Origin of the sequence: Streptococcus cristatus ATCC 51100, assembly GCF_000222765.1 — a bacterium.
GTDB lineage: Bacteria > Bacillota > Bacilli > Lactobacillales > Streptococcaceae > Streptococcus > Streptococcus cristatus.
In genome coordinates this window covers 289,109-302,091 of the sequence record NZ_AFUE01000006.1, presented here as the reverse complement: position 1 = coordinate 302,091, position 12,983 = coordinate 289,109, and the positions used below count along the sequence as shown (strand labels likewise).

11 protein-coding genes are annotated in these 12,983 nt (G+C 42.1%); 7 read left to right on the top strand and 4 right to left on the bottom strand.

Going from position 1 to position 12,983, the window contains the following annotated elements; genetic code table 11:
- Positions 1-43: 43 nt before the first annotated feature.
- The 3 genes from cvfB (at position 44) to HMPREF9960_RS04920 (ending at position 2,203) form a co-directional block, all read left to right on the top strand.
- Positions 44-898 (top strand): RNA-binding virulence regulatory protein CvfB, encoded by an 855-nt coding sequence (cvfB, locus tag HMPREF9960_RS04930; protein WP_005589579.1) that lies wholly within the window; start codon positions 44-46, stop codon positions 896-898.
- Positions 899-1,114: a YozE family protein gene (locus HMPREF9960_RS04925; protein ID WP_005589581.1), complete on the top strand. Its 216-nt coding sequence runs from the start codon at positions 899-901 to the stop codon at positions 1,112-1,114.
- A gap of 90 nt (positions 1,115-1,204) precedes the next feature.
- Positions 1,205-2,203 carry a PhoH family protein gene (locus HMPREF9960_RS04920; protein WP_005589583.1) on the top strand — a complete coding sequence of 333 codons (999 nt, stop codon included), beginning with the start codon at positions 1,205-1,207 and terminating at the stop codon, positions 2,201-2,203.
- Positions 2,204-2,264: 61 nt separating this feature from the next.
- On the opposite strand, the gene nrdF is transcribed toward HMPREF9960_RS04920, so the two are convergent.
- From nrdF to nrdH, 4 genes are all read right to left on the bottom strand, one after another.
- Positions 2,265-3,230 carry a class 1b ribonucleoside-diphosphate reductase subunit beta gene (nrdF, locus tag HMPREF9960_RS04915; protein ID WP_005589584.1) on the bottom strand — a complete coding sequence of 322 codons (966 nt, stop codon included), beginning with the start codon at positions 3,228-3,230 and terminating at the stop codon, positions 2,265-2,267.
- A 16-nt stretch (positions 3,231-3,246) separates the two neighbouring features.
- Complete coding sequence (locus tag HMPREF9960_RS04910) at positions 3,247-4,095, bottom strand: DUF4238 domain-containing protein (RefSeq protein ID WP_005589586.1); 849 nt, start codon at positions 4,093-4,095, stop codon at positions 3,247-3,249.
- Positions 4,096-4,101: 6 nt separating this feature from the next.
- On the bottom strand, positions 4,102-6,261 hold the full coding sequence (nrdE, locus tag HMPREF9960_RS04905; protein WP_005589587.1) for a class 1b ribonucleoside-diphosphate reductase subunit alpha: 2,160 nt from the start codon (positions 6,259-6,261) through the stop codon (positions 4,102-4,104).
- A gap of 94 nt (positions 6,262-6,355) precedes the next feature.
- Complete coding sequence (nrdH, locus tag HMPREF9960_RS04900; protein ID WP_005589588.1) at positions 6,356-6,574, bottom strand: glutaredoxin-like protein NrdH; 219 nt, start codon at positions 6,572-6,574, stop codon at positions 6,356-6,358.
- Between the two features lie 443 nt (positions 6,575-7,017).
- Here nrdH and HMPREF9960_RS04895 point away from each other — a divergent pair, with 443 nt between their 5' ends.
- From HMPREF9960_RS04895 to glgB, 4 genes are all read left to right on the top strand, one after another.
- The gene (locus HMPREF9960_RS04895) at positions 7,018-7,281 is read left to right on the top strand and encodes a phosphocarrier protein HPr (RefSeq protein ID WP_005589589.1); all 264 of its coding nucleotides are present in this window, start codon (positions 7,018-7,020) and stop codon (positions 7,279-7,281) included.
- Positions 7,282-7,285: 4 nt separating this feature from the next.
- On the top strand, positions 7,286-9,019 hold the full coding sequence (gene ptsP, locus HMPREF9960_RS04890; protein WP_005589590.1) for a phosphoenolpyruvate--protein phosphotransferase: 1,734 nt from the start codon (positions 7,286-7,288) through the stop codon (positions 9,017-9,019).
- Between the two features lie 236 nt (positions 9,020-9,255).
- Positions 9,256-10,680: an NADP-dependent glyceraldehyde-3-phosphate dehydrogenase gene (locus HMPREF9960_RS04885; RefSeq protein ID WP_005589591.1), complete on the top strand. Its 1,425-nt coding sequence runs from the start codon at positions 9,256-9,258 to the stop codon at positions 10,678-10,680.
- Positions 10,681-11,068: 388 nt separating this feature from the next.
- Positions 11,069-12,982, top strand: a complete 1,914-nt coding sequence (glgB, locus tag HMPREF9960_RS04880) for a 1,4-alpha-glucan branching protein GlgB (RefSeq protein ID WP_005589593.1) — start codon at positions 11,069-11,071, stop codon at positions 12,980-12,982.
- Position 12,983 lies beyond the last annotated feature (1 nt).

The window sequence follows — 12,983 nt, the reverse complement described above, 5'->3', positions numbered from 1 at the left end:
AAAATCCTTGCGATTAGAAGAGGCAAGGTAGAAGTAGGACTATATGAACACAAATCTTGCTAGCTTCATCGTGGGGATTATCACTGATGAAAACGATCGTTTTTACTTTGTCCAGAAGGATGGACAAACTTATGCCCTTTCTAAAGAAGAGGGGCAACATGAGCTCGGTCAATCTGTTAAAGGCTTTGCCTACAGCGATATGAAGCAGAAACTTCGCCTGACGACTCTTGAGGTCACAGCAACCCAGGAGCAGTTTGGCTGGGGAACAGTGACGGAGGTTCGCAAGGATCTAGGTGTCTTTGTCGATACCGGTCTGCCTGATAAGCAAATCGTCGTGTCACTTGACATCTTGCCAGAAATCAAGGAACTCTGGCCTAAGAAGGGTGATCGCCTTTATATCCGTCTGGATGTGGATAAGAAAGACCGCATCTGGGGACAGCTGGCCTATCAGGAGGACTTCCAGCGCTTGGCTCGTCCTGCCTACAATAATATGCAGAACCAAAATTGGCCGGCCATCGTTTATCGACTCAAGCTTTCTGGCACCTTTGTCTACTTGCCAGAGAATAATATGCTGGGCTTTATCCACCCGAGCGAGCGTTATGCAGAGCCACGTCTGGGGCAGGTCTTGGACGCACGGGTAATTGGCTTCCGTGAAGTAGACCGCACCCTTAACCTCTCCCTCAAGCCTCGCTCCTTTGAAATGCTGGAAAACGATGCCCAGATGATTCTGACCTATCTGGAGAGCAACGGTGGCTTCATGACTTTGAACGATAAATCTTCACCAGACGACATCAAGGCCACTTTTGGCATTTCCAAAGGTCAGTTTAAAAAAGCTCTAGGTGGGCTGATGAAAGCTGGTAAAATCAAGCAGGATCCGACTGGAACGGAGTTGGTGTAAATGAGAAAATCTTTTTACAGCTGGCTAATGACGGAGCGAAATCCCAAAAGTAATAAGCCCAAAGCTATTTTGGCGGATTTGGCTTTTCAGGATACTGCCTTTCCCAAGCATACGGATGATTTTGATGAGGTCAGTCGTTTTCTGGAAGAGCATGCAAATTTTTCCTTTAACTTGGGCGAGTTCGATGCGATTTGGGAAGAGTATCAGGCTCATTAAGTGGATAATGGCTAGGGATAGTTATTTTCTGCTTGCTTTGATATAATAAATGTAATTCATTCAATAAATTAAAATAGAGAGGTTCTTTGTTTGCAGGAACATTCAGTAGAATTGAAACTGGGCCATCCAGATGATGCCTTTCATCTCTTTGGCTCTAATGAACGCCATCTGCGCCTAATGGAGCAGGAATTGAAGGTCACCATTCATGCCCGAACCGAGATTGTGCAGATTTTGGGGACGGAGACTGCCTGTGAGGAGGCGCGTCAGGTCATTCAGGCTCTCTTGGTCTTGGTCAATCGTGGCATGACCATCGGTACACCCGATGTGGTGACAGCCATTACCATGGTCAAAAATGATGAAATTGATAAGTTTGTAGCTCTTTACGAAGAAGAGATTATCAAGGACAGCTATGGCAAGCCAATTCGGGTTAAGACATTGGGTCAGAAAATCTATGTGGACAGTGTTAAAAATCATGATATTGTCTTTGGGATTGGTCCAGCTGGAACAGGGAAGACTTTTCTGGCGGTGACCTTGGCTGTGACAGCTCTCAAACGCGGTCAGGTCAAGCGAATCATTCTGACAAGGCCAGCGGTTGAAGCTGGTGAGAGTCTGGGCTTTCTGCCTGGTGACCTTAAGGAAAAGGTGGATCCATATCTTCGTCCGGTCTATGATGCCTTGTATCAGATTTTGGGTAAGGATCAGACGACGCGCCTTATGGAGCGAGAAATCATTGAGATTGCACCTTTAGCCTATATGCGGGGGCGGACGCTGGATGATGCCTTTGTGATTCTGGATGAGGCTCAAAATACGACCATCATGCAGATGAAGATGTTCCTGACACGTCTGGGCTTCCAGTCTAAGATGATTGTCAATGGAGATATCAGTCAGATCGACCTGCCTCGCAATGTTAAGTCCGGCCTCATTGATGCTCAGGAGAAATTAAAGAACATCTCCCAGATTGACTTTGTGCATTTCTCAGCTAAGGATGTGGTTCGCCATCCAGTAGTGGCGCAGATTATCCGTGCCTATGAGCCACCAGATCCTAAGAAAGAGGATCGTGAAGTAGCTGAGGACGAAAGCGCTAGCTGATGATAATTGATAAAAAACGACTAACTTGCTCATCAAGTTAGTCGTTTTTAGTGTCTGAAAATTATTTGGTTAAACCGTAGTTGTAGTCATCGTCTTGCATGGCTTCAACTTCACCAAGAAGGTAACCATTTCCGACTTGAGAGAAGAAGTCGTGGTTGGACGTTCCTGTTGAGATCCCGTTCATGACGATTGGGTTGACATCGTCTGCTGAATCTGGGAAGAGTGGATCTTGTCCTAGGTTCATGAGAGCCTTGTTGGCATTGTAACGAAGGAAGGTTTTGACTTCTTCGGTCCAACCAACACCGTCATAGAGGCTTTCCGTATAGCCTTCTTCGTTTTCGTAGAGGGTGTAGAGCAGGTCGTACATCCATTCTTTGAGTTTCTCTTGCTCTTCTTCAGGCAATTCATTGAAACCAAGTTGGAATTTGTAACCAATGTAAGTTCCGTGGACAGACTCATCACGGATGATTAGTTTGATGATTTCCGCAACGTTGGCTAGTTTGTTGTTACCGAGATAGTAGAGGGGCGTAAAGAAACCAGAGTAGAAGAGGAAGGTTTCAAGGAAAACGCTGGCAATCTTCTTTTCAAGGGGGCTACCATTGAGGTAGATTTCGTTGATAATTTCAGCTTTTCTCTGTAGGTATGGGTTTGTGTTAGTCCATTCAAAGATTTCTTCGATTTCAGCCTTGGTATTCAAGGTCGAAAAGATAGAAGAGTAAGACTTGGCGTGAACAGACTCCATAAATTGAATGTTGTTGAAGACAGCTTCTTCGTGGGCAGTACGGACGTCCTTACGTAGGGCATCTACACCAGATTCAGACTGGAGAGTATCCAGCAGGGTCAATCCTCCGAAGACTTTGCCGACCAAGTCTTTTTCCTTGTTGGACAATTTTCTCCAGTCATCCAGGTCATTAGACAAGGGAATCCGTGTATCGAGCCAGAATTGCTCCGTCAGCTTTTCCCAAGTTGATTTGTCGATGACATCTTCGATAGCATTCCAGTTTATGGCTTTATAGTATGTTTCCATGATAATCTCCTATGAACTAATTTTTAAAGTGACGAGAGTTATATAACCAGTTTATATTCTTAAAACGATTATAAATATACATCTGTTGTGTAATATTAAATGGCTTATTTGATATTACATAATAGTTGGCAGTATTAATAGTAGCTTCATTGATATAGCGTAATTTCTCATTTGTCATTTTTACCCATAATTTATCAGAGCAATTCATTTCATTATTTTGAAATTCAAAACACAGATATGGGGAAATAGGCATTAGGATTTGAAATCCATTTGGAATGTTTGGAGGTCCGAATGTTGAAACAACTGGATTATCACTAGTTAGAAAGCCATTGCCAATAGAAATATGAAAATTCATTTGTTTAGGCTTTTTAAAAAAACTGAGAAAACTCTCTAAATTTTTATCTTTTTTCATTACTTTATTAAAAATATTTATATTTTCTAGATTGTTCTTTATTTCAGCTAATTCAATTGGGAACTCCCGTGATTCTGAGAAATGATTAATAAAATTAGATACCAACCTTACTCTGCCAGAGTCAGTTCTGATTTCTTGGAGAAACATATATTTCCAGATTGTTTCGATTTCGTTTTGATTTAAGATACATGGTTTTCTTGATGATACGATATGTTCAACTATTTCAGAAATCTCTCCTTCAAATCTACTAAGCTTATTTTCAAGAATATTATCAACAATAATGCGGTCATCCGATATTTTTTCTTCGTAGGTATATTTTTTATAACATATACTTTCATAGTGGACATATTGTTCTAGATTAGCGACACAATTATAAACATAAAACTTGCTTGTGCTATCAGCAAAATGTTTAAGTAAGCTTCTTGGATAATAATGTTGTTTTTTGGTAACCATAAATAATCAAATCACACAGCTTTCACATTGGTTAGCGCCTACTTCACTGCCATCGTCAGTGAAGGTGCGGACGTAGTAGATGGACTTGATTCCCTTGTTGAAGGCGTAGTTACGCAGGATAGAAAGGTCGCGAGTTGTCTGCTTGCTTTCTTTTTTCCATTCGTAGAGGCCTTTAGGAATATCACTACGCATGAAGAGTGTCAGTGAAAGTCCTTGGTCCACGTGCTCAGTTGCGGCTGCATAGACATCGATCACTTTGCGCATATCCATGTCGTAGGCAGAAGTATAGTAAGGAATGGTCTCAGTTGACAAACCTGCCGCAGGATAGTAAATCTTACCGATTTTCTTTTCTTGACGTTCTTCGATCCGTTGAGTAATTGGATGGATTGAAGCAGAAACATCGTTGATGTAGCTGATAGAGCCATTTGGTGCAACGGCTAAGCGATTTTGATGGTAGAGACCGTCAGCCTTGACCTTGTCGCGCAACTCTGCCCAGTCAGCAGCGGTTGGGATAAAGATATCTTTGAAAAGTTCTTTGACACGGTCAGACTTAGGTACAAATTCACCCGTCAGGTATTTGTCAAAGTAAGTGCCGTTAGCATAGTCAGATTTTTCAAAGTTATGGAAGGTCACACCACGCTCGCGAGCGATATTGTTAGACTCAACCAAGGTCCAGTAGTTCATGAGCATAAAGTAGATGCTGGTGAACTCGACAGCTTCCGCTGATCCATAATCGATCAACTGCTGAGCCAAATAGCTGTGCAGTCCCATAGCTCCCAGACCAAAGGTATGCGCCAGACTGTTACCGTTGTCGATAGAAGGCACAGCTGTGATGTGTGAGCTGTCTGTAACAAAGGTCAAAGCACGTGTCATAGTCCGGATAGATTTGCCAAAGTCAGGCGAAGTCATCATGTTGACAACGTTGGTAGAGCCTAAGTTACATGACACATCTGTTCCCAAGTGGATATACTCTTGCGCATCATTCAAGAGGCTAGGCTCTTGAACTTGCAGGATTTCTGAGCAAAGGTTACTCATGATAATTTTGCCGTCGATTGGATTGGCACGGTTAGCTGTATCGATATTCACGACATAAGGATAGCCAGACTCTTGTTGCAGTTTAGAAATTTCTGTTTCCAAATCACGGGCCTTGATCTTAGTCTTGGTGATCTTAGGATTGGCAACTAGCTCATCGTATTTCTCTGTGATATCGATATAGGCAAATGGTACACCGTATTCACGTTCGATTGAGTAAGGGCTGAAGAGATACATATCTTCATTTTTACGCGCTAATTCGTAGAACTTATCTGGAATGACAACACCGAGTGAGAGGGTTTTGACCCGAACTTTTTCGTCAGCATTTTCTTTTTTGGTAGAAAGGAAAGCGATGATATCTGGGTGGAAGACATTGAGGTAAACAACTCCAGCTCCCTGACGTTGGCCCAGCTGGTTAGAATAGGAGAAGCTATCTTCAAACAGTTTCATAACAGGAACAACGCCAGATGCAGCTCCTTCATAACCCTTGATAGGCGCTCCAGCTTCCCGCAGATTGCTAAGGGAAATACCGACCCCGCCTCCGATACGAGACAATTGCAGGGCAGAGTTGATGGAGCGGCCGATTGAGTTCATATCATCAGTTACTTGGATGAGGAAGCAGGAAACCAATTCGCCACGACGAGCCCGGCCAGCGTTGAGGAAGCTTGGTGTAGCCGGTTGATAGCGCTGGTGGATGATTTCATTTGCAATATCCTTGGCAATGGCTTCATCTCCGTTGGCAAAGTAGAGGGCATTAAAGAGCACCCGATCTTCCATGCTTTCCAGATAGTATTCACCATCATTTGTCTTCAGTGCGTACTGGTTGTAGAATTTATAGGCTGCCATGAAAGATTTGAACTTAAAATCTTGAGCATGGATAAAAGCAGACAACTCTTCAATATATTCAGGAGAATAGAGTTGGATAAATTCTTTTTCCAGGTAGTTCTCTTCGATTAAGTATTGAATTTTTTCAGTAATAGAAGCAAACTTCATCGTGCTTGGTTCAACATTTTCTTTAAAGAAGGCTTCCAAGGCTTCTTTGTCTTTGTGAAGCATGATTTGCCCATTGACTGGACGGTTGATTTCGTTATTTAGACGGAAGTAAGTCACATCTTCTAAGTGTTTGAGTCCCATAATTTTCCTTTTTCTAAAATGTCTTTTGCTTTTACAAAATAAACGGCTCCTACGAATGATAGGAGCGGCAACAAAGCTCTAAATACTGGTGAGATTATGATAATTTTTTAAGTTTACCAGGCTGGAAACCAGAGAATGCTTCAGTTGGCGTTTGAATAACAGGCGCTGCATTGAAACCGAGGCTTTTAACATGGTCGATGTATTCTGGTTGCTCATCAAGGTTTATTTCGCGATATTCCACATTGTTGGTATCAAGAAAACGCTTGGTCATCTTGCATTGAACACAATCGTTTTTAGAGTAAATAGTTACCATTAGATGATTCCTCTATACTTTCATTTTCTTAAATTTTAATCTGAAACTAGTATATCTAAAAGCGAATTCGATGTCAACAGTTTTGAACTAAATATTGTATGATATTTTCTTATAGCAACTATAGAGATACAATATATAGTGTATAAAACATCGAAACAAAGAGAAATAACCACAAGAAGTAACAGCGCTTACTGTACTTTAAGCGAAGCTAGACCAAGAAGAATTCATTATAAGGAAGAAAGCCTTGAAACTATTTCGGAAAGAGAGGGAGTTGATGATTGAATCTACTATAATTAAAACAGAATTCATTTTCAAACTCTAACGAAATATTTTGTAAGCGGGCTATAAAATTCTTGAAAAAGATTTCAAAAAGTGATATAATATCAACTTGTAAGGGTTATCACTTTAACTCAAAAAGAATTATTTTAAAGGAGAGTCTAACTATGGCTTCTAAAGATTTCCACATTGTGGCAGAAACAGGTATTCACGCGCGTCCAGCAACATTGTTGGTACAAACAGCTAGCAAATTTGCTTCAGATATCACTCTTGAGTACAAAGGTAAATCAGTAAACCTTAAATCAATCATGGGTGTTATGAGTCTTGGTGTTGGCCAAGGTGCTGACGTTACAATCTCAGCTGAAGGTGCAGACGCGGATGATGCTATCGCTGCTATCTCAGAAACAATGGAAAAAGAAGGATTGGCATAAGAAAATGACAGAAATGCTTAAAGGAATTGCAGCGTCTGATGGTGTTGCTGTTGCTAAGGCATATCTATTAGTTCAACCGGATTTGTCATTTGAGACTGTTTCAGTCGATGATACTAATGCAGAAGAGGCTCGTTTGGATGCAGCTCTTGAAGCTTCACAGAACGAGCTTTCTGTTATCCGTGAGAAAGCAGTAGATAGCCTTGGTGAGGAAGCGGCTCAAGTATTTGACGCTCACTTAATGGTACTCGCTGACCCTGAAATGGTTGGTCAAATCAAAGAAACGATCCGTACTAAGAAAGTAAATGCGGAAGCTGGTCTGAAAGAAGTTACAGACATGTTTATCGCTATTTTTGAAGGTATGGAAGACAATCCATACATGCAAGAACGTGCGGCAGATATTCGTGACGTAACGAAGCGCGTTTTGGCAAACCTTTTGGGCAAGAAATTACCAAATCCAGCTTCTATCAATGAAGAATCAGTTGTCATTGCACATGACTTGACTCCTTCTGATACAGCTCAATTAGACAAGAAATTTGTTAAAGCTTTTGTAACTAATATCGGTGGACGGACAAGCCACTCTGCGATCATGGCGCGTACGCTTGAAATCGCAGCGGTATTGGGAACAAATAATATCACTGAACTCGTTAAAGATGGCGATATCATTGCAGCAAATGGTATCACTGGTGAAGTAATCATCAACCCAACTGAAGAGCAAGCAGCAGCATTCAAGGCAGCTGGTGAGGCTTATGCTAAACAAAAAGCTGAATGGGCTCTCTTGAAAGATGCTCAAACAGTGACTGCCGATGGCAAACACTTTGAACTCGCTGCTAATATCGGTACACCAAAAGACGTTGAAGGTGTCAATGCAAATGGTGCTGAAGCCGTAGGTCTTTACCGTACAGAATTCCTTTACATGGATTCACAAGACTTCCCAACAGAAGACGAGCAATACGAAGCTTACAAGGCTGTCTTGGAAGGCATGAATGGAAAACCAGTGGTTGTCCGTACGATGGATATCGGTGGAGATAAGGAACTTCCTTACTTCGATATGCCGCATGAAATGAACCCATTCCTTGGTTTCCGTGCATTGCGTATCTCTATCTCTGAAACTGGTGACGCTATGTTCCGTACACAGATCCGCGCTCTCTTGCGTGCTTCTGTACATGGACAATTGCGTATCATGTTCCCGATGGTTGCTCTCTTGACAGAATTCCGTAAGGCTAAAGCAGTTTACGAAGAAGAAAAAGAGAAATTGCAAGCGGAAGGTGTTGCTGTAGCGGACAATATCCAAGTGGGTATCATGATTGAAATTCCAGCGGCAGCAATGTTGGCGGATCAATTTGCCAAAGAAGTTGACTTCTTCTCTATCGGTACTAACGACTTGATCCAATACACAATGGCAGCTGACCGCATGAACGAACAAGTTTCATACCTCTACCAACCATACAACCCATCTATCCTTCGCTTGATCAACAACGTTATCAAGGCAGCTCACGCTGAAGGCAAATGGGCAGGTATGTGTGGAGAAATGGCCGGTGACCAAACAGCTGTGCCGCTTCTTGTCGGAATGGGCTTGGATGAGTTCTCTATGAGTGCAACTTCAGTTCTTCGGACTCGTAGCCTCATGAAGAAATTGGATACGAAGAAGATGGAAGAACTTGCACAACGCGCATTGACTGAATGTGCAACGATGGAAGAAGTTCTTGAACTTGAAAAAGAATATCTTGACTTCGATTAATCTGAAAATTAAGATCAGGAAATTTTCCTGGTCTTTTTTTAGTTTTCTTCAGCGTCATAGTGGACCTAGTGTAGAAAGTGAGAATTGATAAAAAAGAGAGAAATATAGAGGGTTAATATGAGCAAAAGAAGATAATTCATGAAATTTGTGAAAATTTTCTTTAAATTTACAAAATTAGGTTGAAATTTTCAGAAAATTTGGTAAAATGATACTTAATAAGATGTTGGAGGGGACACGTGAAGCAATATAAGAACTACATAAATGGTGAGTGGAGCGTTTCTGAAAATGAAATTACTATCTCATCTCCTATTAACAATGAGACTTTAGGAACTGTTCCTGCCATGACACAGGTAGAAGTAGACGATGCGATGGCGAGCGCTCGTGCGGCTTTGCCAGCTTGGCGCGCTCTTTCAGCCGTTGAACGTGCGGCTTATTTGCATAAGGCTGCGGATATTTTGGAGCGTGATCAGAAGAAGATTGGCGAAATTCTGGCAAAAGAAGTTGCTAAGGGCATCAAAGCGGCAGTCGGAGAGGTAGTCCGAACAGCAGACTTGATTCGCTATGCGGCTGAAGAGGGCATTCGTATTCACGGTCAGGTTATGGAAGGTGGTGGCTTTGAAGCTGCCAGCAAGAAAAAACTGGCTGTAGTCCGGCGTGAGCCTGTAGGAGTTGTACTGGCCATTGCGCCATTCAACTATCCAGTTAATTTGTCAGCTTCCAAAATTGCTCCTGCTCTTATCGGCGGAAATGTCGTGATGTTTAAGCCACCTACTCAAGGCTCCATCTCTGGTCTGCTCTTGGCTCAAGCTTTTGCTGAGGCTGGTCTGCCTGCTGGTGTTTTCAATACCATCACAGGTCGCGGTTCAGAAATCGGAGACTACATCATTGAGCATAAGGAAGTAAACTACATTAACTTTACGGGCTCCACTCCAATCGGTGAACGCATCGGTAAGTTGGCTGGTATGCGTCCAATTATGCTTGAATTGGGTGGTAAGGATGCTGCAGTTGTGTTGGAAGATGCTGACTTGGAGCATGCAGCTAAGCAGATTGTTGGCGGGGCATACAGTTATTCTGGCCAGCGCTGTACGGCTATTAAGCGTGTCATTGTCATGGAGAGTGTAGCAGATAAATTAGCGGCGCTGCTTCAGGAAGAGGTAGAGAAACTGACGGTTGGTGATCCCTTTGATAATGCGGATATCACACCAGTCATTGATCATTCATCAGCAGATTTCATCTGGGGCTTGATTGAAGACGCTCATGAAAAGGGAGCGTCAGCCTTGACAGAAATCAAACGTGAAGCAAATCTCATCTGGCCTGCCTTGTTTGACCATGTGACACTGGATATGAAAGTAGCTTGGGAAGAGCCATTTGGTCCTGTTCTTCCGATTATTCGTGTGACTTCCCTTGAAGAGGCTATCCAGATCTGTAATCAGTCAGAATTTGGTCTGCAATCTTCAGTCTTTACAAATGATTTTCCGAAAGCATTTGAAATTGCTGAAAAACTGGAAGTGGGTACTGTACATATCAATAATAAGACTCAGCGTGGTCCAGATAACTTCCCATTCCTTGGTCTTAAAGGGTCTGGAGCTGGAGTGCAAGGGATTCGGTACAGTATCGAAGCGATGACACAAGTGAAATCTATCGTGTTTGATGTGAAATAATGAGAAAGGCGGCTTTGTGCGGCCTTTTTTCTTACCATAATGAACTTGTAAATCTAACATGTGATTGAACAATTTGAAAAGAAATAAGTATTTATATTTTTGATTACTTATCAATTTAAAATGTAAATTTACATATTGGTCTAGATAAATTATTTTAGGAATCCTAGTACAGGGATTGATTTTTAGCTACAGATATTAGCCTCAAACTCTTTGAAATCAGTATTTTATCAGATATTTTCCACAAAAACCTTGATACAGCAACTCATTCTTTTGAAGAAATTGGGCTTTTGAAATTTTTGAGATTGTTTTTGGAAATTTGCTTGAAAAATATAAGAAAATGAGGTAAAATAGAAACATAGAAAACGCTTACAAATAGAAAGGTGACTAAATGGACAAAAAAGAAGCATTAAGAACCTTTACAACAGGTGAAAACTTTCATTTGCAGCATTATTTAGGAGTGCATCAGGATGTGGTGGATGGCAAAGCTGGCTACACCTTTAGAGTCTGGGCTCCAAATGCGCAGAATGTGCATCTGATTGGAGATTTCACCAATTGGTATGGAGAGCAGATTCCTATGACTCGCAATGAAGGCGGTGTCTGGGAAATCTTCACGGATTTGCCTAAGGAAGGAGATATTTACAAGTACAATATCAAACGCAGTAGCGGTCAGGAAATCTTGAAAATTGATCCGCTGGCTATCTATTTTGAAGAGCGCCCTGGTACGGGAGCTATTGTTCGGACTATTCCAGAGAAGAAGTGGCAAGATGGACTTTGGCTGGCTCGGAGAAAGCGTTGGGGCTTTTTCTCAAGACCGGTCAATATCTATGAAGTACACGCTGGCTCTTGGAAACGAAATCCTGACGGCAGTCCATATTCTATGGCTCAGCTTAAGGAGGAGTTGATTCCTTATCTGGTAGAAATGAACTACACGCACGTTGAGTTCATGCCGCTCATGGCCCATCCTTTGGGACTCAGCTGGGGTTACCAGCTCATGGGTTACTTTGCCTTTGAACATACTTATGGAACGCCAGAGGAATTTCAGGACTTTGTCGAAGAATGTCATTTGAATAATATTGGTGTCATTGTGGACTGGGTTCCAGGCCACTTTACCATCAATGACGATGCCTTGGCCTACTATGATGGAACACCAACCTTTGAGTACCAGGATCATGACCGAGCTCATAACTATGGCTGGGGTGCTTTGAATTTTGACCTAGGAAAAAATGAAGTGCAATCCTTCTTGATTTCTAGCATCAAGTTCTGGATTGATTTCTACCATCTAGATGGGGTTCGTGTGGATGCGGTTAGCAATATGCTTTATCTAGACTATGATAGTGGTCCTTGGCAGCCAAACAAGGACGGCGGTAATCGTAACTATGAAGGCTATTATTTCTTGGAACGCTTGAACACAGTTATCAAGCTATTTCATCCAGATGTTATGATGATTGCTGAAGAGAGCTCGTCCGAAACCAAGATTACGGGTATGAGAGAGATGGGCGGTTTGGGCTTTGACTTCAAGTGGAATATGGGTTGGATGAACGATATTCTCCGGTTCTACGAAGAAGACCCGATTTACCGCAAGTACGATTTTAATTTGGTGACCTTCAGCTTTATGTATTCATTTTCTGAAAATTTCCTCTTGCCTTTCTCTCACGACGAAGTCGTTCACGGCAAGAAGAGCATGATGCATAAGATGTGGGGTGACCGCTATAATCAATTTGCTGGTCTACGCAACCTCTTGACCTATCAAATCTGCCATCCAGGCAAGAAATTGCTCTTTATGGGTTCAGAATTTGGTCAATTCCTAGAGTGGAAGTCAGAAGAGCAGCTGGAATGGTCAAATCTGGACGATCATATGAATAAGCAGATGCAAACCTTCACTTCTGAGCTCAATGCGTTCTATAAAGACAATCGTCCGCTTTGGGAGATTGATTTGAGCTATGATGGCATCGAAATCATCGACGCAGACAATACCGATCAGAGCGTCCTTTCCTTTATCCGTAAGACGGAAAAAGGAGATATGTTAGTCTGTGTATTCAACATGGTGCCAGTAGAGCGCAAAAACTTTACCATTGGTGTGCCAGTTGCAGCCGTTTATGAAGAGGTATGGAATACTGAATTAGAGCAGTGGGGAGGTGTTTGGAAGGAACACAACGAAACAGTGCAGTCTCAAGAGGGACTATGGAAAGATTATCCGCAGACCTTGACCTTTACGCTACCAGCTTTGGGAGCAAGTATTTGGAAAATCAAGCGTCGTGTGAATGTTCGTAAAAATGCTAAAAAAGATTCCACAAAGGAGTAGG